The sequence below is a fragment of the Dyadobacter linearis genome, assembly GCF_907165045.1.
In the GTDB taxonomy this organism is placed as follows: Bacteria; Bacteroidota; Bacteroidia; order Cytophagales; family Spirosomataceae; genus Dyadobacter; species Dyadobacter linearis.
Map to the genome: position 1 here is coordinate 1,457,905 of NZ_CAJRAU010000001.1, position 26,152 is coordinate 1,484,056.

27 protein-coding genes are annotated in these 26,152 nt (G+C 44.5%); 20 read left to right on the forward strand and 7 right to left on the reverse strand.

Going from position 1 to position 26,152, the window contains the following annotated elements; translation table 11 throughout:
• Positions 1 to 3: 3 nt before the first annotated feature.
• The 16 genes from KOD92_RS05975 to nagA are packed head-to-tail and all read left to right on the forward strand — an operon-like array spanning position 4 to position 16,008.
• Positions 4 to 837, forward strand: a complete 834-nt coding sequence (locus tag KOD92_RS05975; RefSeq protein WP_215232569.1) for an ABC transporter permease — start codon at positions 4 to 6, stop codon at positions 835 to 837.
• Between the two features lie 16 nt (positions 838 to 853).
• The gene (locus KOD92_RS05980) at positions 854 to 2,110 is read left to right on the forward strand and encodes an ABC transporter ATP-binding protein (protein WP_215232570.1); all 1,257 of its coding nucleotides are present in this window, start codon (positions 854 to 856) and stop codon (positions 2,108 to 2,110) included.
• Entirely contained in the window at positions 2,103 to 3,185 is a 1,083-nt protein-coding gene (locus KOD92_RS05985) for a DegT/DnrJ/EryC1/StrS family aminotransferase (RefSeq protein WP_215232571.1), read from the forward strand. Before KOD92_RS05980 ends, KOD92_RS05985 begins: the two co-directional genes overlap by 8 nt.
• 4 nt (positions 3,186 to 3,189) lie before the next feature.
• Positions 3,190 to 5,238 (forward strand): ArnT family glycosyltransferase, encoded by a 2,049-nt coding sequence (locus KOD92_RS05990; RefSeq protein WP_215232572.1) that lies wholly within the window; start codon positions 3,190 to 3,192, stop codon positions 5,236 to 5,238.
• 6 nt (positions 5,239 to 5,244) lie between these two features.
• Positions 5,245 to 5,943 (forward strand): WbqC family protein, encoded by a 699-nt coding sequence (locus tag KOD92_RS05995; protein WP_215232573.1) that lies wholly within the window; start codon positions 5,245 to 5,247, stop codon positions 5,941 to 5,943.
• A gap of 1 nt (position 5,944) precedes the next feature.
• Positions 5,945 to 6,604: an acetyltransferase gene (locus tag KOD92_RS06000; protein ID WP_215232574.1), complete on the forward strand. Its 660-nt coding sequence runs from the start codon at positions 5,945 to 5,947 to the stop codon at positions 6,602 to 6,604.
• Between the two features lie 58 nt (positions 6,605 to 6,662).
• A complete protein-coding gene (locus KOD92_RS06005) occupies positions 6,663 to 7,886 on the forward strand; it encodes a glycosyltransferase family 4 protein (RefSeq protein WP_215232575.1) in 1,224 nt (407 codons plus the stop codon).
• On the forward strand, positions 7,883 to 8,866 hold the full coding sequence (locus tag KOD92_RS06010; RefSeq protein ID WP_215232576.1) for a glycosyltransferase: 984 nt from the start codon (positions 7,883 to 7,885) through the stop codon (positions 8,864 to 8,866). Before KOD92_RS06005 ends, KOD92_RS06010 begins: the two co-directional genes overlap by 4 nt.
• Positions 8,866 to 9,624 (forward strand): DUF5672 family protein, encoded by a 759-nt coding sequence (locus KOD92_RS06015; protein WP_215232577.1) that lies wholly within the window; start codon positions 8,866 to 8,868, stop codon positions 9,622 to 9,624. Before KOD92_RS06010 ends, KOD92_RS06015 begins: the two co-directional genes overlap by 1 nt.
• A 6-nt stretch (positions 9,625 to 9,630) precedes the next feature.
• The gene (locus KOD92_RS06020) at positions 9,631 to 10,584 is read left to right on the forward strand and encodes a hypothetical protein (RefSeq protein WP_215232578.1); all 954 of its coding nucleotides are present in this window, start codon (positions 9,631 to 9,633) and stop codon (positions 10,582 to 10,584) included.
• Between the two features lie 12 nt (positions 10,585 to 10,596).
• Positions 10,597 to 11,484 carry a glycosyltransferase family 2 protein gene (locus KOD92_RS06025; protein WP_215232579.1) on the forward strand — a complete coding sequence of 296 codons (888 nt, stop codon included), beginning with the start codon at positions 10,597 to 10,599 and terminating at the stop codon, positions 11,482 to 11,484.
• Positions 11,481 to 12,812: a hypothetical protein gene (locus tag KOD92_RS06030; protein ID WP_215232580.1), complete on the forward strand. Its 1,332-nt coding sequence runs from the start codon at positions 11,481 to 11,483 to the stop codon at positions 12,810 to 12,812. The genes KOD92_RS06025 and KOD92_RS06030 overlap by 4 nt, the downstream gene beginning before the upstream one ends.
• A 60-nt stretch (positions 12,813 to 12,872) precedes the next feature.
• Positions 12,873 to 13,922 carry an acyltransferase family protein gene (locus tag KOD92_RS06035; protein WP_215232581.1) on the forward strand — a complete coding sequence of 350 codons (1,050 nt, stop codon included), beginning with the start codon at positions 12,873 to 12,875 and terminating at the stop codon, positions 13,920 to 13,922.
• 47 nt (positions 13,923 to 13,969) lie between these two features.
• Entirely contained in the window at positions 13,970 to 14,266 is a 297-nt protein-coding gene (gene trxA, locus KOD92_RS06040; protein ID WP_215232582.1) for a thioredoxin, read from the forward strand.
• A gap of 28 nt (positions 14,267 to 14,294) precedes the next feature.
• Positions 14,295 to 14,840 (forward strand): pentapeptide repeat-containing protein, encoded by a 546-nt coding sequence (locus KOD92_RS06045; RefSeq protein WP_229254547.1) that lies wholly within the window; start codon positions 14,295 to 14,297, stop codon positions 14,838 to 14,840.
• A gap of 58 nt (positions 14,841 to 14,898) precedes the next feature.
• Entirely contained in the window at positions 14,899 to 16,008 is a 1,110-nt protein-coding gene (gene nagA / locus KOD92_RS06050) for an N-acetylglucosamine-6-phosphate deacetylase (RefSeq protein WP_215232583.1), read from the forward strand.
• 3 nt (positions 16,009 to 16,011) lie between these two features.
• On the opposite strand, the gene KOD92_RS06055 is transcribed toward nagA, so the two are convergent.
• Positions 16,012 to 18,210 carry a B12-binding domain-containing radical SAM protein gene (locus tag KOD92_RS06055; RefSeq protein ID WP_215232584.1) on the reverse strand — a complete coding sequence of 733 codons (2,199 nt, stop codon included), beginning with the start codon at positions 18,208 to 18,210 and terminating at the stop codon, positions 16,012 to 16,014.
• A gap of 110 nt (positions 18,211 to 18,320) precedes the next feature.
• On the opposite strand from KOD92_RS06055, the gene KOD92_RS06060 reads away from it, so the two are divergent.
• Complete coding sequence (locus KOD92_RS06060) at positions 18,321 to 18,833, forward strand: hypothetical protein (protein WP_215232585.1); 513 nt, start codon at positions 18,321 to 18,323, stop codon at positions 18,831 to 18,833.
• Between the two features lie 340 nt (positions 18,834 to 19,173).
• Entirely contained in the window at positions 19,174 to 20,550 is a 1,377-nt protein-coding gene (locus tag KOD92_RS06065) for a purple acid phosphatase family protein (protein WP_215232586.1), read from the forward strand.
• A 19-nt stretch (positions 20,551 to 20,569) separates the two neighbouring features.
• Here KOD92_RS06065 and KOD92_RS06070 read toward each other — a convergent pair whose 3' ends face one another.
• Together KOD92_RS06070 and KOD92_RS06075 are read right to left on the reverse strand one after the other, a co-directional pair.
• Complete coding sequence (locus KOD92_RS06070; RefSeq protein ID WP_215232587.1) at positions 20,570 to 21,337, reverse strand: ThuA domain-containing protein; 768 nt, start codon at positions 21,335 to 21,337, stop codon at positions 20,570 to 20,572.
• 27 nt (positions 21,338 to 21,364) lie between these two features.
• Positions 21,365 to 23,236 (reverse strand): CocE/NonD family hydrolase, encoded by a 1,872-nt coding sequence (locus KOD92_RS06075; RefSeq protein ID WP_215232668.1) that lies wholly within the window; start codon positions 23,234 to 23,236, stop codon positions 21,365 to 21,367.
• Positions 23,237 to 23,464: 228 nt separating this feature from the next.
• Between KOD92_RS06075 and KOD92_RS06080 the strand changes: the two genes are divergently transcribed.
• Complete coding sequence (locus tag KOD92_RS06080) at positions 23,465 to 24,592, forward strand: MBL fold metallo-hydrolase (protein ID WP_229254548.1); 1,128 nt, start codon at positions 23,465 to 23,467, stop codon at positions 24,590 to 24,592.
• Between the two features lie 15 nt (positions 24,593 to 24,607).
• Here the strand turns inward: KOD92_RS06080 and KOD92_RS06085 are convergent, their stop codons facing one another.
• The 3 genes from KOD92_RS06085 to KOD92_RS06095 are packed head-to-tail and all read right to left on the reverse strand — an operon-like array spanning position 24,608 to position 25,618.
• On the reverse strand, positions 24,608 to 25,015 hold the full coding sequence (locus tag KOD92_RS06085; protein ID WP_215232588.1) for a helix-turn-helix domain-containing protein: 408 nt from the start codon (positions 25,013 to 25,015) through the stop codon (positions 24,608 to 24,610).
• Between the two features lie 8 nt (positions 25,016 to 25,023).
• On the reverse strand, positions 25,024 to 25,209 hold the full coding sequence (locus tag KOD92_RS27670; RefSeq protein ID WP_215232589.1) for a type II toxin-antitoxin system HicA family toxin: 186 nt from the start codon (positions 25,207 to 25,209) through the stop codon (positions 25,024 to 25,026).
• A 58-nt stretch (positions 25,210 to 25,267) separates the two neighbouring features.
• The gene (locus KOD92_RS06095) at positions 25,268 to 25,618 is read right to left on the reverse strand and encodes a helix-turn-helix domain-containing protein (RefSeq protein ID WP_215232590.1); all 351 of its coding nucleotides are present in this window, start codon (positions 25,616 to 25,618) and stop codon (positions 25,268 to 25,270) included.
• 98 nt (positions 25,619 to 25,716) lie between these two features.
• Between KOD92_RS06095 and KOD92_RS06100 the strand changes: the two genes are divergently transcribed.
• On the forward strand, positions 25,717 to 25,983 hold the full coding sequence (locus KOD92_RS06100) for a hypothetical protein (RefSeq protein WP_229254550.1): 267 nt from the start codon (positions 25,717 to 25,719) through the stop codon (positions 25,981 to 25,983).
• 76 nt (positions 25,984 to 26,059) lie between these two features.
• Here KOD92_RS06100 and KOD92_RS27675 read toward each other — a convergent pair whose 3' ends face one another.
• A complete protein-coding gene (locus tag KOD92_RS27675) occupies positions 26,060 to 26,146 on the reverse strand; it encodes an IS3 family transposase (RefSeq protein WP_406566161.1) in 87 nt (28 codons plus the stop codon).
• Between the last annotated feature and the right edge of the window lie 6 nt (positions 26,147 to 26,152).

Sequence of the window (26,152 nt, forward strand, 5' to 3'; positions counted from 1 at the left end):
AAAATGGCGGCGCAACACACGACTACAATTAAGGCAGGCGGTTCTGAAAAGGACTATTGGAAAGATCTCTGGCTGCACAGACAATTACTTTGGATTCTATCCAAAAGGGATATCTCGGTTCGTTACAAACAAACGTTACTGGGTGTCGCCTGGAGTGTGCTCCGGCCGTTTATGACGATGACTGTTATGGTTTTCGTATTCAGATATGTGGCTAAAATAGACAGCGATCCTGGCGTCCCCTACCCTTTGATGGTTTTGAGCGGACTTACGATCTGGAGTTTCTTTTCCAATACCTTCCAGCAGATCAGCAATAGTATCCTGCTCAATTCGAATCTAGTTTCAAAGGTTTATTTCCCCCGGTTGCTGATGCCGCTCAGCTCCATTGCTGTCGGTTTTGTCGATTTTTTGATCGCACTTGGCATTTTTATCGTACTTACTCCATTCTTTGATTACACGATAAGCTGGCAGATCATATACGTTCCTTTCTTTGTTTTACTTACATTTATTACATCGATGGGTTTCGGATTGTTCTTTGCAGTGCTGAACGTTCGCTTCCGGGATATTGGACAGCTAATCCCGTTTTTAATACAGGTTGGGATGTACATACTGCCGGTTGCATACCCAAGCTCACTTGTAAAGGATACCTGGTTTGAGAAGTATTATAATTTAAATCCCCTTGTGGGCATTATCGGCGGGTTTCGCTGGTGTCTGCTCGGTGAGAAATCGTATTTTAATCCACAAAGTTTGTACTCGACGGTGATCATTTCCTTTTCGATTCTCATATTATCTTTGATTTATTTTCGGAGAAAAGAGAACACGTTTGTTGATCACATTTGAAAAATTACGCTAAGGCATGCCTGTAATTGTAGCTGAAAATATCAGTAAGAAATATATCATCGACCACCAGCGCAAAAGTGGGTCCTCGGGCCTGCGTGATGTTGTTTCGGAGACGGTCGACAAAATATTTAAGAAAAAAGCGAAAGATGATTTCTCTGAAAAAGAAGAATTCTGGGCGCTAAAAGACATTAATTTCAGCATCGACCAAGGCGACCGTATCGGTATTGTTGGTCACAATGGAGCCGGGAAATCTACTTTGCTCAAAATTCTCAGCCGCATTACTGAACCAAGTACAGGCCAGATCAAGATCGAAGGCCGTATTGCAAGCTTGCTCGAAGTTGGAACAGGTTTCCACCCGGAGCTGACCGGAAGAGAGAATATCTTTCTGAATGGCGCTATCCTGGGAATGGCAAAAAGTGAGATCCGCGAATCTTTTGACGCGATCGTTGATTTCGCCGGCGTTGAGAAATTCCTCGATACGCCGGTCAAGAGGTATTCTTCGGGTATGTACGTGAGGTTGGGTTTTGCCATCGCAGCTCACCTTAATCCTGAGATCCTGATTGTTGACGAAGTTCTGGCAGTTGGAGATACTGAATTTCAAAAAAAGTGTCTCGGTAAAATGCGGGACGTTTCGGAAAGCGGTCGTACGCTGATATTCGTTAGTCACAACCTTACAGCTATCCAGGCGCTTTGCAACAAATCATTCTACTTTGAAAAAGGTCGCATGATTGATCAGGGCGAAACGTCTCACATCATTACCAACTACCTTAGTAAGGTATCGCACAAGAGTCTCGACAAGCATTGGGACAATATCGAAAGTGCGCCCGGAAATGATCAGGTACGTGTGAAACGCTTCAAATTGTTCCCTGAATATCAGGACGATCTGAACCATATTGACGTGCGGACACCTATTAATTTCCAGTTTGAATTCTGGAATCTGGTAGAGGGCGCAAACCTGAACCTGAGTATGCATTTATACACTTTTACCGGTGAATGTATATTTAATGTGGGCACACAATCCGAAAGCTTCCCGAAAGGGCTGGTGACCGGGACCTGCGAACTGCCGGGAAATTTCCTGAACGACGGCTCGTATGTAGTTTCCATGATGATTGTAAAAGATACAAGTACAGTACTTTACAACATGGAAGAAGCCCTGGTATTTGATATTGAGGACTACCGTGAAAATGTTACCTGGTATGGCAAATGGCCCGGATATATTCGCCCTCAACTTAATTTTTCCATTCGCCAAACTGAACACGTAGTGAATGATTAACGTCACTAAAACCTTTTTGCCAGACAAAGAGGAATATATCAAGTACGTCCACGAAATATGGGACCGCGGATACATTACCAACAACGGGCCTGTATTACAGCAGCTTGAACAGGAACTGAAAGACTATCTCAACGTAGATCACCTGTATTTTTGTGGAAACGGGACGATCGTTCTTCAAATTGCGATCAAAGCGCTTGAATTAAAGGGAGAAATTATCACAACCCCCTTTTCTTACTGCGCCACTTCCAATGCAATCCTTTGGGAAAACTGCACGCCGGTCTTCGTAGACATTGATGCTCAGACATTTAATATAGATCCGACCCTCATCGAGGCGTCGATCACGCCGGCAACTTCTGCTATCCTGGCTACCCACGTTTACGGGAATCCATGTGACATTGAAGCGATCGAAGTTGTTGCCGAAAAGCACAATCTTAAAGTCATTTACGACGCTGCGCACGCATTTGGCGTGACTTACAAAGGCAAGTCGCTGCTTTCTTACGGTGATATCAGTACTTGCAGCTTTCACGCAACGAAAGTTTTTCACACGATTGAAGGCGGAGCACTGATCTCGAATCACCCTGAACTGGACAAAAAGCTGCACTTGCTGCGCGCGTTCGGTCACCAGGGCGACGACCTTTATTTGTACGCAGGTATCAATGGTAAAAATTCAGAATTTCACGCCGCCATGGGCCTGGTGAATTTGCCGCAGGTACCAAATATTATTCAGGCGAGAAAAGAAGTTTTTGAAGCCTACGACAGTTTGCTGAACTGGGATGTTCTTTCCAAACCGTTGATCAGCAGTGACATTGAATACAATTACGCCTATTATCCGGTCGTATTTCCTTCGGAGGAAATGATGTTCCGTGTAATGGATGCTTTACGGGAGCAGGAAATTATTCCGCGCCGCTACTTTTTTCCTTCTTTGAATACCCTTTCTTTTATGCCGCGACAATTTGCTTGTCCGGTTTCTGAGGATATCGCATTAAGAGTGTTAAGTTTGCCTTTATACGTCGGCCTGCCCTACTCAGACATCGAGCGCATATCCGGCATTATTAACGGTCATTTATCACCATAACCGCATGGTACTCTTTTATTGGCTTGCCTTTTTCCTCTTTTTATACGGTATAGGATTTGTTGCAAAAAAGGTTGCTCAACCCTCTCTCACTGAGTGGCTTATTACCTGTTTTATTCTTTTTGCAGGAAGCGTTATTCCCAGTGGTTTTATCCTTTCCGCACTCGATCTCACCGCCAATGTATACGCGTGGATATTCGGGAATTTCTTCATTCTGCTCCTGCATTTTTTGCTTTGGTCTTATCTGGGTAATGCATCCCCGGGCTACTCTGTCAGGGCGATTATATCAAACAGGTTCGCTGTTTTCAAATCCTGGTCGCGGGAGCTTTCGCCCTATTTAAAGGCGATTTTCCTGATCATGTTTTCAACATTCGCTTTTATCGCGATCACAAACCTGATCCTGGTACTTTTTACTGCTCCAAATGAATGGGATAGTATGACCGGGCACCTCAACCGGGCCGTTCGCTATATCCAGCACGGAACGATGGCGCATTTCGGAGGGACGAACTGGAATATGGATACCTATCCAAAAAGCCTGACTGCGATCCAGATTTACAGCTATTTGATCAGCGGGAATTTTGAAAATGCATTCAAGCTTATCCATCATACTTCCTACTACACTTCTCTGGTTGCAGTATTCGGGATATCGCAGCGCATTGGCAGAAATTTATCGGCCAGCTTCTTTTGCGCGCTTGCTTACAGTCTTTTCCTGGACTTTTTAATGCAGGCCATTTCCACGGAAACGGACATTGTGATGACAGCTTACCTGAGTTGTCTGCTCTATTTCCTGTTCACCTACTATTCCACCCGGGCCAACAAATACCTCTACATCTCCGGAATGGTATTCGGGATCGTATTCGGACACAAAGTAACTTTTGCGCTGCTATTGCCGTCCGTTTTTGTAATCATGCTTTACACCGTTTTCCTAGCTCCTGATCTCAAAACGTTCTTTGGCAGATTTGTAAAGCTTGCCATGTCCATTTTCGTGGCGATGCTCATTTATACTTTTCCAACTGGTTATATCAAGAATATCATGGTTTTCGGTCACCCGATCGGCCCGCCTACTTCTTTGAAACACCAGTCTGTTGAAAGAGCGGGGTCGGTATCAAACCTGTTAGAGCAGGGAAGCCGGAATATGGTGAGGTATGCTTACGATTTTTTTAATCTTGACGGTATACGCAATGCGCAGTGGGGTTATAATCTGAATACAACTATCAGAAAACCGATCGTGGCCCTCGAAGATAAGCTGCGCATGCGCCTGGACGAAGAGACTGATTTCTCGATCCTGCCATTCTCCATGCAGCGTCGGTTCCAGAATTACAATGCGAATCCTTACTGGGGCGTATTCGGTTTTGCGCTGACACTCCCGCTGGTTTTACTGGTTTTAGTGCGCGTATTTCGATCGCGGGTGCATTGGTTTTTGGCATTAGCGTTCTGTCTTCATTTCGCTACGCTCTCCTATTCAGCCCCTTACGATCCTTTTAAGGGAAGATATTTTATTGAAACCGGATTATTCGGAGTACTTTTTCTGCTGCTGCTATTTTCACATCACCGCCTTTCAATTACAAAACCCCGGCGCAGTGTCTGGAAAGGTTATGTATTGGTTGTGGTCGTTCTGGCTTGTATTTCGGCGGTAATGTCGGTGTATCTGAATGTACGCTGCCTTCCTTTGCCGGCTTACGGACACGAATCTGCACTAAAAACGGAGCGCATTGAATTTCAGACCATCGCCCGCCCGGATATTACCAAAGCATATAAAACATTCGATTCAATTGTGCCGGCGAATGCTACGGTAGCATTGGCGACGATCAATGATGATTTTGAATATCCACTTTATGGAGAAGACCTATCACGTAAACTCATCACTATCAACCCGTTCGAAAAGGGCCTAAAACCTATTCCCAAAGAAGCTGACTACCTTTTTTACGCAAGAAGTGTCGTGAACGATACCAGCAAGATCAGGGCTTTGCCCACTGATATCCGCCTCGGATCCGACACAACGATGACCGATCTGGATGTAAAAGGAGAGGATTATTATCTTCGGAAACTCAAATAGCTTCAAATGACAATTGCTATCATGCAGCCCTATATATTTCCTTATATAGGATATTTTCAGCTTATCAATGCCGTCGATAAATTCATTATTTACGACGATGTGAATTTCATCAACAAAGGCTGGATCAACAGAAATAACATTCTGGTGTCCGGCAAAGCGCACCTTTTTACCATTCCTTTAAAAGACGCTAGCCAGAATAAGCTGATCAATGAGGTAGGTTTGCTCACCAGCGAACCCTGGCAAAAAAAGTTTCTGAAAACTGTTCAGCAGTCTTACCAGAAAGCGCCCCATTATCAAAAGGTTTTTGTTCTGATAGAAGAAATCGTAAATTTAGAAGTCAGTACTATTTACGAACTGACCCTGCATGCGCTGATTAAAACCTGCGCATTTATGGAAATAGAGACTGAAATAGTCGCTTCCTCAACGATTTATCAAAATACAAACCTGAAAGGACAAGACAGGATTCTGGACATTTGTAAACAGGAGAATGCCACGCATTACATCAACCCGATCGGTGGAATGGAGTTGTACGACAAAGGCAAATTTGAGAGGGAAGGGATAAAGCTTGACTTCATTAAAAGTCTTCCGTACCCATATACTCAATTTAAAAATGCTTTCGTACCTTGGTTATCGGTAATTGATATCCTGATGTTCAATAATCCAGAAGAGATCCGGGAACAACTGAAAGCTTACGAATTAATTTAGAATGGCCAAGATTATCATATTTGGAGTACTCGACACGGCAGAACTTGCACACTACTATTTAACTCATGACTCTGAACATGAGATAGTTGCGTTCACAATCAATCGCCTGTATATAGATCAGGAATCTTTCAAAGGATTGCCTGTTGTTGCATTTGAAGATGTGGAAACGCTCTTCCCTCCCGCAGAATATTCATTTTTCGCCCCGATGACTGGCCGCAATATGAACAGGAACAGGGAGGCTATTTACAACGAAGCCAAAGCAAAAGGATATCAGTTTATTTCCTACATCAGTTCCAAAGCGACTATTTTCGACAAAAGTGTGATCGGCGACAATTGCTTCATATTGGAAGACAATACGATCCAGCCTTTTACGACAGTCGGTAATAACGTGGTAATGTGGAGTGGAAATCACATCGGTCACCACGGCCAAATCAAAGACCACGTATTTTTTACGTCACACGTAGTTCTTTCGGGACATTGTGTGGTTGAATCCTATTCGTTTTTCGGCGTAAACAGCACAATCCGTGATTACACTACGATCGCGCAGGGCACGCTGGTTGGAATGGCTTCCGCGATCACGAAGGAAACGGAAGAATGGGGGATATATGTCGGAAATCCGGCTAAAAAAGTCCCTGGCAAACTAAGCCACGAAGCATACTGATATAGTGATTCTGTGCTGACCATGTGAGGTCCGTAGTTTGAGATAGCGATAATTGTTAATGGAGCAAAAGAAAATATTATTCGTCAGTCACGACGCGAACCGGGCGGGAAGCCAGCTGCTGTTGTTACAGCTGCTGAGGCTTTTGAAAGAACGGGGCGTCCCGATGCATCTTTTGCTTTGCAGTGGAGGAGAGCTGGAAAAAGAATTTGAAGAAGTCGTGACCGTAACGAAGCTCTACCAGAATTACAAAGTCGCTCCCACGCCTTTTACCGGAAAGCTGCTCAAAAAGGTATATCTCTATAAATTTTACGAAGAGCGCACGGTTCAGCGAGGTACCGATCGCGTTGTTAGTGAACTCGAAATGCAGAATATCGGCCTTGTTTTTATTAATTCAATTGCCAATGCGGGCGTCTATCACGATTTCCTAAAATTCCTGCACAGAATACCGCTCGTATTGTTTGTACACGAACTGGCAATGTCAGTTAAAATGTACTCGCATGAAAAGCACCTGGCTTTCATGCTTCGAAAGGCCGACCATCTGATCGCGGTATCACATGCAGTCGCCAACTATTATGTCAGAAAATATGATTTCCCTTCTTCCCGCGTAAGCACATTTACGCTGATTGACCACGAACATATTGATGAGAAATTAAGGACAGTTCAACACGATTTACTCGAAAGAACGCACAAAGTCCCGGCCGACGCGATTGTGATCGGTGGCTGCGGAAATGCCGAGTGGCGCAAAGGAAATGATATATTTAACTGGATTGCAAAAAGAGTAATTCACAAAACTCAACCGCTGCCCGTCTATTTTGTGTGGGTCGGCGCAGGTCCGCAGCATGAGATTTACGAGCTCATAGAGAGCGATATCCGCCTGATGGGTTTAAGTGAAAAAATTATTCTGATCCCCCCTACTCCGCACGCGCTCGACTATATCAACCGTTTTGATGTACTTCTACTCAGCTCCCGGGAAGATCCGTACCCGCTTGTAGTACTCGAAGCTGCACTTTTGGAAATTCCGGTCGTGTGTTTTGAAGACGCTGGCGGCGCGCCGGAGCTGATTGAAAGTGACGCTGGTTTTGTAGTGCCTTTCATGGACATTTCTGCTGCTTCCGACGCTGTTATCCAATTAATTCTTGACCCTACATTAAGGGATACAATGGGGCAAAATGGCAGGAAAAAGGTATTACAAAGGCATAATACCGAGAAAAGCATCGGCAGTATCGAGGCTATCATCCAAAAGTACCTACCTTTACAGGTTTCGGAACAGCATAATCAATGACCATTGCCTTTACCATTTGCTCAATCAACTACTTAGCCCAGGCGCGAACGTTAGGAGATTCCCTCAAAGCCACGAATCCGGATGTAAAATTCTTCATCGGGCTCGTCGACACATTGGAGGGAATTGCATTTGAAAGTTCGTACAAACCTGATTTTCCGATGATTGAGATCGATAAGATCGAGATAAGGGATTTCCAGGAAATGGCTGAGCGATACAATATCACCGAGCTCAACACTGCGGTAAAGCCTTTCTATTTCACCTACTTTTTCAAACACTATCCTGAGGCGACAGAAGTTATTTACTTCGACCCGGATATTATCGTTTTTCAGCCTCTCACTGAACTGGTAAACTCGCTGCAAAAATACAATGCAGTAGTTACGCCCCACATTATCACGCCTATTGAAGACCAGCTGACTCCCAATGAACTGCACCATTTGAATACTGGTGTGTACAACCTCGGCTTTGTGGCGTTCAGTCGGAGTGAACAGATCACGCAGTTTATCGCTTGGTGGGAAGAGAAATTAAGATACGAATGCCTGATAGATCTCTGTAACGGGCTTTTTGTAGATCAGAACTGGATGAATTTCTTGCCTGTTTTTGTACAAAATACATTAATAGAAAGGAACCCCGGATACAATGCAGCTTACTGGAACCTGCACGAACGGACATTCAATAACATTGATAATCAATTCATTATTAATGGTCAGTTTCCGCTGATCTTTTTCCATTATAGTGGCTACGATCCTGCAAAACCCGATATATTGTCCAAGTACCAGGACCGTTTCGAATTAGCCGACCGCACCGACCTTACCGAGTTGTTTGCAATTTACCGGAATAGCCTCTTATCAAAGGGAAACGCATATTATAGAAAATTCCCTTGTGCATATATCAAGCCGGCGCCGGTTCGCCGTTACCAGCGGGTGCGTAAATTTCTTAAAAAACCCATCCATTATGTGATTGGTCAGCTCGAAACATTCTGATGAAAGAGCTTGTATCCGTACTCATCCCGATCCTGAATCCCGACATTAATCCGACGGAAGAAAGACTTTTACACCATTGTCTCGAAACATTACATAAGTATCCGCTCATTTTCATCACTTTCGAAGGCGCCGACCTTTCCATTGTGAAAGAGCACAACGAGGACATTGACGTTATTTATTTTCCGAAAAAATACTTCCAGTCCCGCGACCACCTCGCTTCCTTGTTTTTAATGGAGGATTTTTACGACCGGTTCAACTGGTGTGAATTCCTGCTGATCCACGAATTGAATAGTTGGGTTGTACGTGATGAGCTCTATTACTGGTGCAAGCAAGGGTATGATTACTTAAAAGCACCCCCCTATTTTGCCAGCCTGGAAAGTGCGCCTGATACCATCATAAAAAGGCTTTCAGGACTAACTACTGAGGAAAAAATACTGTTCGGAAAGGGTTATACGGATAATGGACTTTACCTTTGTCGTATTGAGAGAATGACCAAAACGTTGCAAAACAAGCGAAAAGAGGCTTATCAATACAGGCATGAAACGCATTTGCAGCACGCTGACTCGGTTTTCTGGGATCTGGAAGCTAATCGTTTCTGGCCGCAACTCAGGAAGCCGACGAATATCGTTCGTAATCATTTTGCCAAAAACGTTCAGCAAATCGGTAATAGCGATGCTCTACCTTTTGCGCTGACGGGCATTTCCAGATCCAATATCAAGGAATTGTCTTATTTTAAAACAATGCCGGAAGCCGATTGATCTTAAATGAATATTATATATACAGTCTGTAACAGGACAAATCTGGCTCACGCACTTAATTTGGCAGATTCGGTATCAAAACACGAACCGAATGCTGTTTTTTACCTTTGCTGGGTCGACGCGGCGCCGCTGAAAGAACTGCCTGCAAATATTCAGGTTATTGACATTTCAAGAATAGGTATTCCAGCCTGGGAAAACTGGGTGCGCGGCTATTTTGATTTCGAAATATTGGCAGCTGCCCGCCCGTTTGTAGCGAAATGGTTATTAAATCAGCACCCCGAATGCACTCTGCTCACATTCTTTGCACCCACAGTTCAGCTATACCAGTCGATCAATGCCATTTTAGAGAATGACATTGACTTTTATCTTACTCCCAACATTCTCAAACCACTTGCTAAGTCAGACGTTCTCGACGATAAAAGGATTTTGAATGTAGGAATGTTTCATTCGGGAAGCTGGACTTTGAGAAATACCGAAGCGACCCGCAAAACGCTGGATTGGTGGAGCAGCCGGACACTCGACAGAGCCGCATTTGACCTTTGTAACGGAATGAATATGGACCAGCTTTGGATGAACTACATTCCGGTCTGGATTCCGAAAACAAGAATAATCCCGCACGCAGGCTGGCATTTTGGTCTGCAAGCAATTTTGAATAAAAAACTTTCAGGAGATAAAGAGCAATATACGGTCGACGGAAATCCGCTTATTTCTGCTGATTTCGCAGGATTGACGTATTTCGATGCGGTTTGGTCCAATCATGAAGCCCTGGCCGGACAAAACGATACATTTCAAAGTTTGCTGAAACAATACACGCAAAACCTTCAAAACTACCGGAAATATCTGCCCGAATCACATCTTCCCGTTTACGGAAAAGTGCCCGACATTCGCAGATACCGCGTTTTAAGGAATAATATCGCCAAAAAACTTACGGCTGTTACCGAATATATTGATCAGTTCTAAAAACAGGATGCAATGCATTTCCTAGAAAAAAACACACATGAGCTGCGCAAATTTGTGTCCGGTTTACAACTGGATGTCAATGCAGCGGCAAGTAATGCGAAGAACCTGCCAAAGCTGACCATTATCACGCCTTCCTACAATCAGGCGCCGTTTCTCGAACGCACGATTCTGAGCGTTCTCAACCAGAACTATCCGAATTTGGAATACCTGATCGTCGACGGCGGCTCGACTGACGATAGTGTTGAAGTCATTAAAAAGTACGAAAAATACATTACCTGGTGGGTTTCTGAAAAAGACAAAGGCCAGGTAGACGCTATTAATAAGGCGCTTAGAAGAGCAACCGGCGACTATATCAGCTTCCAGAATTCCGACGATGTATATTTTCCAGGCACTTTCCAGCGTTTTGGAGAGGCAGCCGCGCAGTACAAGACCGATATTCTCTACGGGGACTTGTACATGATCTCAACCGACGACGAAGTGACCGAGCTCCTGAAAACAACCTCTTTCGATTTCGATTGCCAGATTTTGGAAGGAATGCAGATTCACAATCAGTCACTATTTTTCAAACGCGAGCTGGTTGAAAAGTACGGTCTTTTCGACGAAAGCTACCGTTTTGCATTCGATTATGAATTTGTAAGTCGGTATACCGCTCAAAATGGAACAACTACCAAGAAGATCGACGGACTTGGCGGTGCATTGCGGGTACACGCAGACGCTAAATCTTCGACCATCGCGCACGTAGGAAGCGAGGAGCATAAGCGGGTGCAGGAATTGTACATTTCTACGAACAGTTCGGCGCTAGTCAACAAAATCAAGTATCTTTGGTGCCGAACCAGGAAAATCGTTTATTTCATTTCCAGGTTTGATTTCAAATACATTAGTTACAGATTTTCTAGATGAATTGGAGCTTACTTAATGTAGCTAATAATTTTACTTATCTCAGATATTCGCTGGGCATCGCTATGATGTTCAACGGGTTTCCGCTGATATTTTTTATTAGGGATACATTGGGTGTGGGACCTGCGAGCAGCATTTTTACTGCTATATTCTTTTCATTCGCATTGATATTAATGGTGCCGATGCACCTCTTCAAGCGACTCTACAAGCCTAATATCATTCTGCTGAACCTGGGTCTGGCGTTTTTGTTAATGGCGCTTTACTACTTTATGTTTTTTAATAATGTAGGAAAATCAGTCGCCGACGTCGGAAACTTCGCATTTACATTCGGCTTCATTGTGCTCTTAATGCACGTTCCGAATGATGTGAAGGACACACTGGTAATGATCATTTTTCTCCTCTCGTTTTTTACCAATATCACCCTCGTTTACTCGCTGATCACCGATCCAAACTGGACGCCGGGGATGCGCGCAGCGGTAAATTTCGCAAATGAAGGTGCGCAGCCAGGTGGTAATCCGCACATTACAGCCCGGAATGGGATCGTATGTATGCTCACCGCATTGATGATGCTGGGCAATACAAAGAACCTTCTAACCCGGATCTTTCTGTTTTTCTCGGTGCTTTTCGGACTTGGTGTGGTGGTTATGTCGCTTGCCAAATCCAGCTATCTCGGCTTGGGTCTCGCCGCTTTCGCTTATTTTATTTTTCGGTTCAAATTTTCAAATATCACGTCTGCGATCGGGAATGCATTCAAACTTCGGAACTTCATTTTCATTGCGATTATTCTGGTTGGAATTAATTACTTCCTGGCGCGCTACGGCGATATTCTGAATTTACTGCTGGGTTACTGGGATATTTTCCAGGACCGGATCATGAACGTGATCTTTACCTCAACAGGAGTCCGCCTTTCCGAGGAAGCCGATGTGGATTATTCCGCTATGGGCCGGGTGAGCGGGTTCGGAGAATTTATGGAAACGATCTTTTCGTGGGAGGTATTTCTAGGCCGCGGCTACAAAGCCGACTACCTTGACGTCCCGATACTGGAAGCCTGGGTGGATCAGGGAATTTTCGGATTTCTGTTCTTTGCGGCCTTCAATTTCTTCCTCTTTCTCTTCGCAATCCGCGAAATCCGGAGGTATACCAACCCGCTTAGCACATTTCTCGCATTTTTCTTTTTGTCGATGATGGTACTGCTCGTTACCGGCGGAAGACCCTACGACATTGCATTCTGGTTCCCTTACGCGGTCATGATCCGTTTCCTCGGAATCCGCTACCTTGACAGTTACCAGAAAAAGAAAGCGGCCACGCGGCTTACCACAGTCACCACCTAATTCATTTCCATTTTCCGATCGCTTGCTTTACATGCACCCGGGCAAGTCAAAATCATTCTCATGAAAGGCAGAGTTGAACAATTGGACGGACTTAGGGGCATATTTTCGGTACTGGTCATCGCTCATCATCACAACGCTTTCAAAGACCATTATCTCTACAATAACTTCTTTGTAATCAATGCGAGCCTTTTCGTTGACTTTTTCTTCGTGCTCAGTGGCTTTGTAATAGCCCTGAATTACGTCAACCGCATTCACACGACAGGCGATTTTTTCCAGTTTCTCAAAAAACGTTTCATCCGGCTTTATCCGCTACTGTTTTACACAGAAGTGATTTTCGTAATCGCAAACCTGGTGGGTGACCAGAGCTCGATGAAAAACGTCGGCAGCCTCGGGCTCTCCTACTACTTTTATACGGCCTTCGACGCACTCACTTTCATGGGTTCCACGCCCGTTTTTGGCTCTTGGATCAGCAATAACTACCCTTCCTGGTCTATTTCCGCAGAAATGATTTCTTATCTCGTTTTCGGTTTGGTAATCCTTTGTCTGCCGAGATTCAAGTACTTCGCTTTTACATTAATCACTATCGTTTCGGCCGTTTTTATCTATTCAAGAGGCGAATATCTGCTGGCTTACGATTATGGTTTCGTCAGAGGTTTGCTCTGCTTTTGCCTCGGCATATTCACTCACTTTATATTAAGTAAAAGAACTTTTCATCTTTCCGCATTCGAAATCCCTTTCCTGATCGTGCTCCTGACCGCCATGTATCTCGTCCATTACTGGGACCTGAACCTGTGGAAATTAGTCTTCCCTCCGCTTTTTTCGATCGGGATCATCATATTCGCAAGCTCAACCGGGTTCGTCAGCCAGATGCTTTCCAGCAAGCCCTTTCAATATCTTGGTAAAATCTCCTATTCTATCTACCTCAACCATGCATTGGTTCTGATATTAGTAAATGTCCTGCTTTTCAGGTTTCTGAAATCGCAGCCTACGGACCTGATGATCGCTATTTCACTCACTTCGTCGATTTTGCTCACGATTATCTATTCCCATTTCACCTATGAATACGTAGAAATGAAGTTTGGGAAATTTTTAAAGGAAAAATTGAGTTAGTCATTCAGGATACATTCACTTTATCTTGAACTTAAAAACTCAAAATCATGGCAACTTTCGCAGAACTGATCAATGGAAATAAACCTGTTCTGGTCGATTTTTCGGCTGAATGGTGCGGGCCCTGTAAAATGATGAAACCGATTCTGGATCAGGTAAAAGCTGATTTGGGAGATTCTACTACGATTATTAAAGTCGATGTGGATAAGAATAAGTCTGCCGCCAATGCATATAAGATCCAGGGTGTACCGACATTGATCGTTTTCAAAAACGGCAAACCAATGTGGCGCCAATCGGGTGTGGTGCAGGCTGATCAACTAAAATCCGTCATCAAGAAATACCTCTGATCTTTATCTCTCAATATATCTAAACCTTTTGGAATCAATCAATAACGTCGATTTTACGGAGCAAACACCCGTGGAATCTGCTTACGAGCAGGTTACATTCAATAACTGCACATTTTCCGATTTGTCGGGTATCGACTTCATTGATTGTGTTTTTAAAAGCTGTAACCTGAGCAATGCAGTAGTAAAAAATTGCAAGATGTCGGACATCATATTCAGCAATTGTAAGTTGACCGGCGTCAATTTTTCGGAAGCCAAAGACTTTGCATTTGCGGTTAAGTTTGAAGAATGCATTCTCGACTATGCCATTTTTGAAAGAAAAAAACTGAACAAATCGTTTTTCACAAAGTCCAAAATTCACGGCGCTGATTTTACGCAGGCTGATCTATCCAAAAGCAAAATACACGATTGCGACTTCTGGGATGCGGTTTTTGTTAATACCAATCTGGCCGGTCTGGACTTTACAACCAGTAAAAACTTCACGATCGATCCTACTTCTAATAACATTCGCAAAGCCAAGTTCCTCTCCTCCGATCTGGCCGGGCTATTGACAAAATTTGATATTATTATTAAATAGCGTTTTGAAGCGCTGCTCATTTTTTGTTTCTTGATATCGTCATTTTTCTAAACCGGTTATGTCTTTCCAATTGTTTGCCCGCAGCGTATTTACAGGATCCGAAGTACTTGAAAATCAGTCCATCAAAATCCTGGACGGACAAATTGCGGGAATGGAATATGCAGAAGCCGGTCCGCACGAAATCCGCGTGGACAATCTTGCACCCGGTTTTTTTGACAGCCACATCAACGGAGGCGAAAAATACTATTTCACGGAACGTGCTGATGAAGAGACGGTTGAAGATATTTACACTGCGAGTCTGAAAACAGGTTCGGCTTATGTGCTGCCAACACTTATTACTTCTCCGCACGAAAATATCCTGAAAGGTATTGAAGCGACCAGAAGTTTTATGGAGAAAAATCCCGGTTCAGGCGTGCTGGGAATGCATTTGGAAGGTCCGTATCTGAACCCGGTCAAACGCGGGGCACATTTGGCAGGATTTGTGAGAAAACCATTAAATCGTGAATTGAAGGAAATTATCCAGCTTGGAAAAGGCGTAATTCGCCTGATCACGATTGCTCCGGAAATGTTCACGGAAGAACAGATCCAGATGCTGCTCGACTCGGATATCACAGTTTCCGCCGGGCATTCCAATGCAACTTATGAAGAGGCTACAAAAGCATTTTCGCAGGGTATTAACCTGGTAACTCACCTTTACAATGCAATGTCAGCTTTCGGCCACCGCGCTCCCGGACTTGTAGGGGCCACTTTTGACACAGATTCGGTGTACGCACCGCTGATTATCGACGGCGTGCATTGTGATTTTGGCGCGGCAAGTGTTGCTTACAAGATCAAAAAAGACAAACTCTTCCTGATTTCCGACGCGCTGTTTCTGGGTGAGAAAGTGACAGAATTCAAATGGGGCGAATTCGACGCTTACCTGAAAGACGGCCGATACACCAATTCCGACGGTAACCTCGCGGGAGCAACTATTTCCCTTCCTGATGCAGTTCGGAATGCAGTTGAGATTGTGGGAATACCTTTGCAGGAAGCGATTGAAATGGCGACGATCCGTCCCGCGAAAGCTTTAAATCTTGCGAATAAAATTGGGCGAGTTGATATTGGCTACCCTGCGGTATTCACCACTTTTGACGACGATCTCAAAACCTTTAAAGTATTAAAATATTGACAGTTAGAGTATTAACAGTCCGCCCGCCCGCAGATCCTTCCAGGTTTTTGTTTGGGCAAATATCTCCAAACTTCCCAGTCCTGCGAGCTCGAATTCTTGCATCAACTTATCAAAAGACAAAGGTTCTGGATTAGATACTAATAGCTTTGGAAATATAGCAACCAACCACTCCCCAATCGCCACATCCGCTTCAATAGCCCACTCTTTTTTCTTGTTAAAGAATACAAGCTCCGCAACTTCAACGATACTTTTCCCTCTTTTTTCTTCAAAAACAGCCATTTCTGGGAGGCTACCCAGCCAAACTGCAATTGCATTGGGCCGGCTTATCGAATCAGGCAATCCACTGATGCTTTTTTCAATATAATTGGGCGGAATAGAGGTCACCGGCACTTTGAAATCGAACCAGCGCGAGTGTGGGAAATCCAGACAAACGCCGTGCATGTAGTTGAATAGGGATTTACGCAAACCTTCCGAAAAACGCTCGTGCTCAGCGCCCAGCGGATCATCATGTTCAAGGTCATTGTTGGCGAAACGACCGGTATCTGGCCCCAGCCGCATTACGTCAAATTCTTCCGGATGCAATCCCACCGGACTATGCGCGGTCATCGCAAACCGGTGCCAAAAGCCCGATTGCACAATTCCAGCCTGAAAAAGTTGCCTTACCATTTCCAGCGAATCGATCGTTTCCTGGGCGGTTTGCGTTGGAAATCCGTACATCAGATATGCGTGCACCATAATGCCCGCCTGTGTGAATGCATCGGCTACACGCGCCACCTGTGCCACTGTCACGCCTTTTTTCATCTTTTCCAGCAACCGGTCAGAAGCTACTTCAAGTCCGCCGGAAATAGCAATGCATCCCGAAGCTTTTAGCAGCAAGCAGAGGTCGTGCGTGAAATTCTTTTCAAAACGGATATTGGTCCACCACACTACCGTAAGTTTCCGACGGATAATTTCCAATGCCAAATCACGAAGTAATGCGGGCGGCGCAGCTTCGTCCACAAAATGAAAACCGTTTTGGTTGGTCTGCGCGATGATTTCTTCAATGCGATCGCAAAGCAAACCGGCGGTCATCGGCTCGTAGCGACGGATGTAATCGAGTGAAATGTCGCAAAAAGTACATTTGCCCCAATAGCAGCCGTGTGCAAGGGTCAGCTTGTTCCAGCGGCCGTCACTCCAAAGCCGGTGCATAGGGTTAACGATCTCAATCACAGACAGATAATCATTGAGCGGAAGGTCGCTGTAATCGGGCGTACCCGTATCTCTTTGCGCAATATCCCGCTCACGCGCACCAGTATGGTAGATTACCTCGCCGTTTACCCGCGAATACACACGCTTCATTTGGCCCGCTTCCCGGTTACCGTCGAGGTGATCGAGCAAAGACAATAATGGGGCCTCGCCGTCGTCGAGACAGATAAAATCGATATAATTAAAAACCCTCGGCTCTTTCAGCGAACGCAATTCAGTATTTGGAAAACCACCTCCCATGACTACTTTGATAGCGGGATAATGCTTTTTCAGATACTGTCCGCACTTAAATCCACCGTATAAATTTCCTGGAAAAGGCACTGAAATGCAGACGATATTGGGTTGATATTGCTGTAATTTTCGCTCGAAAACTTCCTTTAAAGTCTGCGACAAAAGCGTATCCGGCATTTCCAGCGCCTGCTCCATTTCGTCGAAACTGGTAGCCGACCTGCCCAAACGCTCGGCGTAGCGACTAAAACCAAAATGCGGATCGATCGCCTCCTGGATCAGGTCGCCGAGATCTTCAAGATAAAGCGTCGCCAAATGCCGCGCCTTATCATGAATTCCCATAGTACCGAAAGCCCAGTCCATATCTTCCAGCTGCTGAAAACGGCTGGCTTCCGGCAGGTAACTGCGGTCGCAAATGCTGTGCGCGAGTGTTGGATTTTTATTTTTGAGAAACCGGATCACCGGGTCGATTGTGCTGATATATTCGTCGCGGAGGGAATAAATGCGAAAACTATTTTCAGTCAACTCTGCATCGGAATCTTCAAGCTGCGAGAAAAGTTTGGTCAGACCTTTGGCAGAAAACAATTCGAGAATCAAATCAATGCCCAGATCAGCCTGATACGATTCCCGCCCCAGCGTATTCAAAAACCCCTTTAAATAAGCCGTAGCCGGATAAGGTGTATTGAGCTGCGTAAATGGCGGGGTGATAAATAGTGTTTTCTGTTGCACAAATGCTGGGTTGGATACTATGCAAAAATACAGGGATTAACAGCTAAAAAATAGCCCGTTTCTGTAAACTGCCGTATCAATCTGAAGAAACACACTATGACACAGACCTGATGGCGACGCACCAGTTAACCATTTTAATCGATAAGCTCACAAATTCTATCGAGCACGCCGCCTCCGGCAAAAGTTACGCAACCGAAGTACAACCTTTTTCAATTTCAGATTATAAGCTGTTAGGCAAATCGTTATGGCTGTTTGACTGGAAGAGTGAACTACTTTCTCAAGAAAGAAGCATCTACAAATTGATTGTCTTAAACGATGAAAAGAGTATTCACGGACTTATCAGCATTCAGGACAAAGGTGATCACGTATATGTACATTTGCTAGAGAGCAGCAAAGCTAATCGTGGAAAAAAGAAAGCCTATCTTGGCATTCCTGGTAACCTAATGGCCTATGCTTGTAAATTATCATTTGAAAAGGGTTATGATGGCTATGTTTCTTTTGAGAGTAAATCGAAATTAGTAGCACATTACCGAAAGGTTCTCTCTGCTAATGTATTGTTTGGTAACGTTATGATAATAGATACCCAAGCTGCAAAAATCTTGGTAGATCGTTACTTCTCGTAGATTCTTTGTATATTGTTATATGGTAAATGAATCAAAAAACATCGATCTGTTTACATCTGGAAGACAATTGTCAGATGAGGATTTCAAGCGCGTCAGTCATTGGATACGCCAGAAAAAAATAAATGCTGGCAGAAAATTGGCATCAGAAGTAAGCAAAGGTTCCTTGCAGAAATAGTTATTCAAATTCAAGTACCGAAAGCTGAACCGGCCAAATCCCCATCTAACAAGTGTGGTTGCGGTATTATTTGTCTGTAAAATCTGGGGTATGAATAGTCCAGTAGTCGTGTAAACAGGTATAATTGTAACGAAACCGATAGTCGTTATACCTTACCAATTCTCAATGTATCACAGATCTGCACTATTATTGCTGCTACTAATCAGCACATCAGCGACTTTTGCCCAAAACAAAACATACCTTCCCACAGCATTCCCCGACCGCGTTATTTTGGGTTTTAAGGGGAATCCTGCGACTTCGCAGGCTGTTAACTGGCGGACTGATACTACGATTAAAGAAGCGGTTGCGGCTATTCATGAAGCCGATCCGTCGCCGGATTTTACTAACAAGGCAAAAATTGTCAAAGCCAATACCCAGAAAGCTGTTTTTGACGAACATACGGCGCTATATCACGAAGTTGATTTTACTGAGCTGAAACCTGCCACGCAATATGTTTACCGGGTTGGGGATGGGAAAAATTGGAGCGAGTGGTTTCACTTTACGACCGCTTCTGACCAGCAGGCGCCGCTTTCGTTTTTATATTTCGGAGATGCCCAAAATGATGTGAGAAGCTTATGGTCGCGGGCAATTCGAGGGGCCTATTCAACATTGCCGAAAGCGAATTTCATGATCCACGCGGGCGACCTTATCAACAGGTCCAACAACGATTATGAATGGGGCGAATGGTTTGAGGCGGGCGGCTGGATCAATGGAATGGTGCCAAATCTGGCTGTACCTGGTAACCACGAATATTACCGTGACGGCCTGAAAGAGAAGGTCTCGAAGCACTGGCGCCCGCAATTTGCATTGCCCGAAAACGGCCCGGAAGGTTTGCAGGAGACAACCTATTATGTTGATTATCAAGGCACACGATTTATTTTCCTGAATTCAGAAGAAGCTACAATTGGGAAAAAGCAACTCAACGAACAGGCTGAGTGGTTTGAAAATACGGTTAAAGGAAATACGAACCGCTGGACCGTAGTGGTACATCACCACCCGATTTATTCTACTAAAAAGGGGCGTGATAACGATGAGTGGCGGGAGAAAATGGAGCCGCTTTATAAAAAATACAAGGTCGATATCGTGTTGCAGGGCCACGATCACACTTACGGGCGGGGCATTAATATGCCGGTGGGACAAAGTCGGAAGAAGCCCGACGGGCCTATTTATGTCGTTTCAGTAAGCGGCCCTAAAATGTATGATATTGGTTTACAGGATTGGATGGATAGAGCGGCTTCCAATACGCAGCTTTACCAGGTAATTCATATTGAAAAAGATAAGCTTTCATTTAAAGCTTTCACTGTCAACGGAGATTTATACGACGCTTTTGACCTAAAAAAAGATCAGAAAGGCACCAATACGCTTGTAGAACTTTCGAATACCCTCCAAATGCAGGAGCGCCTGAACTTACCTGAACGTTATGAAAAAAGCTTCAAGGAGGCCGATCTGAAAGAATATAACCAGCGTTACCAGGATTACAAAAAGCGGAAGGGGATTAAGTAGCAGCACTTTTTCGAGCCAATTATTGCCCCGCGGCCCAGAAAATAGCATTCTGAAAAAGTGTTTTGTATGCTTCACTTTCAAACAGAACGGGCGAGTGTCCCATGAAAATGTAAACATTCCGCGCCTTCATTTTCGGATTCGACCATATTACCGGGTGATCGCCCATTTTGATCTTTGAATCGGGCGAATAGGAAGATTCGTCCACGCTCGCGAGCACTTCCACATTCGGGCGCGGACTTTTATCGTAGGTATACCATTCCTCTTTTTCAACCAAAAACGAAGCAGGAACTCCTTGCATGACCGGATGTTTTGGCTGCTCAATTTTCACCGTCGCAGCCGCGAAATCGGCAATGTAATTCTTGTAGCGAATACCGCCCATAAAATCTGAGAACCAGGGCCAGATCTTATATCCATCAAATTCTCCCAGCAATGTGGCGTGATGAAAGCCAATCCAGCCGCCTTTCCCTTCATTAATATAGTTTTCGAACGCAGCTATCGCCGCTGGATTCCAACCGTACGGGACATAATCCAGCTGTATAATAAGCTGATATTGATCTAGATAAGCTGCGTTGATTGGATTGGTGTTATCAATATAGTCTATGGTAAAGTTGCTTTTTAGCGCCAGCGAATCGAGCCAGATTTTTGCCCTTTTGGAATAAGCAATATGGTGCCCGCCCGGTTCGGCCATTGCGAGTATCTTAAATTTCGGACTTTGCCCAAAACACGTAGAGCCGCTCGATAGCAGCAAAATCAGACAAAACGAAATCAGCCAGCTCCATTTTTTCATTATTTCCTGCATTTAAAATTTTAGAATCTACCGCATTACCGGCAGCATAATGTGGCTGCTATTCGTTGCATCGTGGTGAATTGCGATTCTCGACTTTTGAAAATCAGCTTCATTCGCCTCAAAAATGTTGATGAATTTCTGTGGATTGCGATCTACCAGCGGAAACCAGCTGCTCTGGATCTGCACCATTACGCGGTGGCCTTTCTTAAATGTATGCGCTACTTCGTTGAGCTTCACTGTTACTTTTTCAACCTTATCTTTGGCGAAAGGCTCAGGTTTCGAAAAGCTATTTCTGAATTTTCCTCTCAAAACTTCCGCCCGCACCATTTGCTGATAACCGCCCATTTGTACCGGCCGCTCGCCTTCTTTGGCCGCAGGAATAGTTGAATTTATTGGCCAAACGTCGATCACTTTTACAATAAAATCTGCATCCGAACCAGTCATCGAAACCATCAGATTTGCTACAATTTCACCGGTTAGAGTAAGATCTTCCGTCAAAGAATCGGTTTGAAAACTCAGCACATCCGGTCGGCGGGACGCAAAACGCTGATCTTCGGCCATGTATTCATTGTTCCTGCGACCGCTGATCACATTGGTATATGGGACAGGTTTCGCCGGATCGCTCTCATATTCCGTGGCACTCTTGGCCGCAGCTGGTTTTGAAGCAGATAATTTCCCTTTTGTATCCAGATAATAGGCAGTTGCCTGGCTGTTTTTCGGAGGCCAAACGTCATAGTTTTTCCACTTATTAGTACCGGTTTCAAAAACGGTAACCTCCGCCTGATCAAAACTGCCTTTTCCTTTCAGATAAAAATTGAAAAATTTAGTCTCGATCTCCTCCTGAAAATACTTGTTCACGTCGCCGCCAAACTGGTATTGCGCAAATCCTTTCCATTCCGGCGCCGCCCAGCCACCGTGCGTCCACGGGCCCATAACCAGCCTGTTATTATTGCCGGGAGACTGTTTTTCGATCGCCGCGTAGGTTTTCAATGCACCATACAGATCCTCCGCATCAAACCACCCTCCAACTACCAAAACGGCCGGTTTTATGTTTTTCAAATGATTTTTAATATTCCTGGATTGCCAGAATTCGTCGTAAACCGGGTGTGCAGTAGTTTGTCTCCAGATACTATTCGGGTCCGCAAAGTAAGGCGCGGCATTTGATTTTTTAAGTGGGCCAAAATCGAGAAAATACTGGTAAGCGTCGCTGTAACTGGCCTGGAAATGACTTTGGTAACTTTGTCCGTCGGCACTTTTCGGCCCATCGAAACCACTGTAAAAACCGAAGTTATCCATCAGGAAAAACGCACCGTTATGGTAGCAATCGTCTCCGATGAATTCGTCTGACATCGGAGCCTGCGGCGAAACTGCCACGAGGGCCGGATGTGCGTCGGGCAATGCAGCCGACGAATAATAGCCCGGAAACGAAATACCCGACTGGCCGACCTTCCCATTATTTTTTGTGTGCTTCAAAAGCCACTCGATCGTATCATAAGTATCGCTCGACTCGTCTACATCCTTTTTGCTCTTCTTATTTGGGATAGCCGGCGTCATTTCCCGGAATGTACCTTCGCTTTTATACCTCCCCCGCGCATCCTGATAAACGAAAATGTACTTTTCACGCATCAGGTTTGCATTGGGTCCCAGGCTCCGCCTGTAATTGTTGGTACCGTACGGTCTGATCGAGTAGGGTGTGCGCTGCATTAAAATCGGGTAGGTCTGCGACGAGTCGATCGGCGTATATATGGCCGTGAAAAGCTTCACGCCGTCGCGCATTGTAATATATTGCTCTGTCTTTTTATAATTGCTGCGCACAAAGCCTGTGTCCTGCACAGCAACATTTTGGGCGAAAGACATGACTGAAATCAGCAGACAGGAGCAGAACACAAATATTTTCATCATTGATCAAATCTAGAATAGCGTTTCTGATCAAAAATAAGGAAGAAATAAATTGTATCCGACTTGTATTAGAATGCAAATTTGGAAGCGGTGATTTTAATTGCAATAGTTCATCTGGATTGTAATCTCGTAATTGGCCTGGATTTGCCACTTGTCACCAATCAGTTAGCGCAGGTAGCTTTTTGTCTATTTTGCGGTACAAAATCAGAGTTCTGGTTTTCCAAACAAATGAAACGACTTAAAAAAATATTCATGATATTTCTGGTAATACTGGCCTTATTGGTCGGTGGGGTTTTAGTATTTATGCAGCAACCCCAATTTGGAAGAAAGCCCACCGGCACGCGACTGGAAAGGATCAAACAATCGCCAAATTATCGCGATGGTGAATTTCAAAATCAAAGCAATACCCCGGCGCTGACCGAAGGTTCGAGCTATTTGAAAGTACTCACAAAGTTTTTCTTTGGAAAAAGCAAATTCAATATCCCGGGCGCGCTTATTCCGTCGCAAAAGACTGATTTGCTCAAACTGGATCCAAAGGAGAATGTGCTGGTTTGGTTTGGCCACTCATCGTATTTTATGCAGATCGACGGCAAGACATTCCTGGTAGATCCGGTACTAAGCGGAAGCGCCTCGCCGATCAGCTTCACGACTCCAAGCTTCAAAGGCAGCGACGTTTATACAGTTGCGGACTTTCCAGCGATAGATTACCTGCTCATTTCGCACGACCATTACGATCACCTCGATTACAAAACGATCTTAGAATTAAAGCCAAAAGTAAAGCAGGTGATCACTGGACTGGGAACTGGTGAGCATTTTGAATACTGGGGCTACGAGCCGTCAAAAGTGATTGAAAAAGACTGGGACGAAACGGTAGACTTAGGCGCTGGGTTTCAAATACATATTACGCCCGGCCGTCACTTCTCGGGCAGGGAATTTGCAAGAAATAAAGCACTTTGGGTTTCGATGGTTTTGCAAACGCCGAATAAAAAGATATTCATCGGCGGCGATTCGGGTTATGATCAGCATTTCAAAAAGATTGGCGAGCAATTCGGTGAATTTGATCTGGTACTGCTGGAATGCGGCCAGTATAATGAAGCCTGGAAATACATTCACATGATGCCGGAAGAAATAGTAACCGCCGCAAAAGAGCTGCACGCCAAGAAATTAATGCCAGTCCACTGGGCCAAATTCTCCCTCGCCCTCCACGACTGGAACGAACCGATCCAAAGAGCTTCCCTTGAAGCTAAAAAGCAGAATATGCCACTCGTAACCCCGCTGATCGGCCAGAAAGTCGATTTGGATGGCGAGCAGGTTTGGGAAGAATGGTGGAAGGAAAAGGCTTTGCAGCCTGAGTAAGGAAGCCTTGGAAATTTATGCAAGAACAACTTCCCTCAGCTTCTCGCCAAGCTCGTGAATAGCGTCTTCTATTTTCTTTGCCTGTGCGGCCGATGGATACTTTGTTCCGGCCACATAGTGCCTTACAAGTGACGGATTTATACCAGCACGCTTTGCTATTGCTCCAACCTTCACATCATCGAAGATCTCGAAAAAGGCGCTCAGATCATACACATATTCAAACTCAATATCTTCAATACTAATTGACTGCCACTGATCATGAGCAGTTCCGTCTTCAGTAATAAAATCTTCCAGCAGCTCTTTCAGGTTACCAGTAACTTCCTCCTGCGTTTTTCCAGAGGTAACAGGTAGATAGTTGGGGATGTTTTCGATACGCCCCCAAAGCTCGCCGTCACCCTTCTCTATGATTATTGATAGTTTCATAATAGTAATTATTTTAGGCCCGACATTTTCAGGATCTTATTAAGTGTCCCGACGGGTATATCTTTACTCCCGTGAAAAGCAACCGGAATCGTCGCAAGAATTTCCGGATGTTTGAAAATCCTATGACTTCCTTTGCATCTGACTTCCTGCCAACCGTTTTCCTCCAGCAATCTAATTAGCTGCTTAGCATTCATAAAATATAGTGTGTGAGTAAAAAACAAAGGTCGCAAAATCGCGACCTTTTCCAAATTTTTATTTCTTCTCAGCTACAATCTGCTCCAACTCCCTAATCCTATCCTCCTGCCTCAACGCTTTGCGCTGCAACTCGATAAATTCGTCTTTGCTTATGGTGATGTGATTGGACATTTCTTTTGTTGTCGAAAAGATAGGCTCTGAGCCTCCTTCACCAAATAGCAGCCAAAAAGGATCGACATTAAAGATTCGAATGATTTCTCCAATAGCGTCTGCATTCAGACTTGCAGTGCCTTTTTCAAATCTATGGTACGTGGCTTGTGCCATACCTATTCTTTTAGCGAATTGGGTCTCACTTAGTTGAAGAAGAGTCCTAAGTTTCACGACTCTATTAAAATCAAATAATCCCATCAAAAAGAATAATTATTATTCACTTTAAATATTATTAATTCAAAATGAATTATATTTGCTAATCAAAACCTGTATAACGCAAATTACACATTATGCACATGGAAACAAGTTCAGTTCAGCGCGCGGGCGGATCGATTAAGCAACGGTTACTTTTAAGGTTTGCAGCCGCCAAAAAAATCGTAGGTTATAACTGGCGCGACAAGCTAGCAAAGCACGATCCGTTTTTCAATACCCGCGACGGTGAGGCATATATGAGGTCTGTCGGGCAGGCACATTCCGATCCAAAACGCGGGCACGTAGATCGCATTGAAGCGGTAACCCTGGCTTTGGAAAAAATTGCAGGAATTGATGGAGCTGAGATTTAAATTGCTTTTACAATCATTCAAACAAAAAAGAGCCGCCCATTGTGGACTGAACCCCAAAAGTTGGACGGTTTAAAATTTAGCGATTAGTGTGATGAGCCCGGTATTGTGCCGGGCTCATTCCATTTAAGTTCAGCCTGATCCTTTCATTGTTGTAGTATTCAATATATTC

What these genes read in the sequence shown, in the direction of transcription:
- KOD92_RS05975 (WP_215232569.1), top strand. Translation starts at nt 4, where the DNA reads ATGGCGGCGCAACACACGACTACAATTAAGGCAGGCGGTTCTGAAAAG.
- KOD92_RS05980 (WP_215232570.1), top strand. Translation starts at nt 854, where the DNA reads ATGCCTGTAATTGTAGCTGAAAATATCAGTAAGAAATATATCATCGAC.
- KOD92_RS05985 (WP_215232571.1), top strand. Translation starts at nt 2,103, where the DNA reads ATGATTAACGTCACTAAAACCTTTTTGCCAGACAAAGAGGAATATATC.
- KOD92_RS05990 (WP_215232572.1), top strand. Translation starts at nt 3,190, where the DNA reads ATGGTACTCTTTTATTGGCTTGCCTTTTTCCTCTTTTTATACGGTATA.
- KOD92_RS05995 (WP_215232573.1), top strand. Translation starts at nt 5,245, where the DNA reads ATGACAATTGCTATCATGCAGCCCTATATATTTCCTTATATAGGATAT.
- KOD92_RS06000 (WP_215232574.1), top strand. Translation starts at nt 5,945, where the DNA reads ATGGCCAAGATTATCATATTTGGAGTACTCGACACGGCAGAACTTGCA.
- KOD92_RS06005 (WP_215232575.1), top strand. Translation starts at nt 6,663, where the DNA reads ATGGAGCAAAAGAAAATATTATTCGTCAGTCACGACGCGAACCGGGCG.
- KOD92_RS06010 (WP_215232576.1), top strand. Translation starts at nt 7,883, where the DNA reads ATGACCATTGCCTTTACCATTTGCTCAATCAACTACTTAGCCCAGGCG.
- KOD92_RS06015 (WP_215232577.1), top strand. Translation starts at nt 8,866, where the DNA reads ATGAAAGAGCTTGTATCCGTACTCATCCCGATCCTGAATCCCGACATT.
- KOD92_RS06020 (WP_215232578.1), top strand. Translation starts at nt 9,631, where the DNA reads ATGAATATTATATATACAGTCTGTAACAGGACAAATCTGGCTCACGCA.
- KOD92_RS06025 (WP_215232579.1), top strand. Translation starts at nt 10,597, where the DNA reads ATGCATTTCCTAGAAAAAAACACACATGAGCTGCGCAAATTTGTGTCC.
- KOD92_RS06030 (WP_215232580.1), top strand. Translation starts at nt 11,481, where the DNA reads ATGAATTGGAGCTTACTTAATGTAGCTAATAATTTTACTTATCTCAGA.
- KOD92_RS06035 (WP_215232581.1), top strand. Translation starts at nt 12,873, where the DNA reads ATGAAAGGCAGAGTTGAACAATTGGACGGACTTAGGGGCATATTTTCG.
- trxA (WP_215232582.1), top strand. Translation starts at nt 13,970, where the DNA reads ATGGCAACTTTCGCAGAACTGATCAATGGAAATAAACCTGTTCTGGTC.
- nagA (WP_215232583.1), top strand. Translation starts at nt 14,899, where the DNA reads ATGTCTTTCCAATTGTTTGCCCGCAGCGTATTTACAGGATCCGAAGTA.
- KOD92_RS06060 (WP_215232585.1), top strand. Translation starts at nt 18,321, where the DNA reads ATGGCGACGCACCAGTTAACCATTTTAATCGATAAGCTCACAAATTCT.
- KOD92_RS06065 (WP_215232586.1), top strand. Translation starts at nt 19,174, where the DNA reads ATGTATCACAGATCTGCACTATTATTGCTGCTACTAATCAGCACATCA.
- KOD92_RS06070 (WP_215232587.1), bottom strand. Translation starts at nt 21,337, where the DNA reads ATGAAAAAATGGAGCTGGCTGATTTCGTTTTGTCTGATTTTGCTGCTA.
- KOD92_RS06075 (WP_215232668.1), bottom strand. Translation starts at nt 23,236, where the DNA reads ATGAAAATATTTGTGTTCTGCTCCTGTCTGCTGATTTCAGTCATGTCT.
- KOD92_RS06080 (WP_229254548.1), top strand. Translation starts at nt 23,465, where the DNA reads ATGAAACGACTTAAAAAAATATTCATGATATTTCTGGTAATACTGGCC.
- KOD92_RS06085 (WP_215232588.1), bottom strand. Translation starts at nt 25,015, where the DNA reads ATGAAACTATCAATAATCATAGAGAAGGGTGACGGCGAGCTTTGGGGG.
- KOD92_RS27670 (WP_215232589.1), bottom strand. Translation starts at nt 25,209, where the DNA reads ATGAATGCTAAGCAGCTAATTAGATTGCTGGAGGAAAACGGTTGGCAG.
- KOD92_RS06095 (WP_215232590.1), bottom strand. Translation starts at nt 25,618, where the DNA reads ATGGGATTATTTGATTTTAATAGAGTCGTGAAACTTAGGACTCTTCTT.
- KOD92_RS06100 (WP_229254550.1), top strand. Translation starts at nt 25,717, where the DNA reads ATGGAAACAAGTTCAGTTCAGCGCGCGGGCGGATCGATTAAGCAACGG.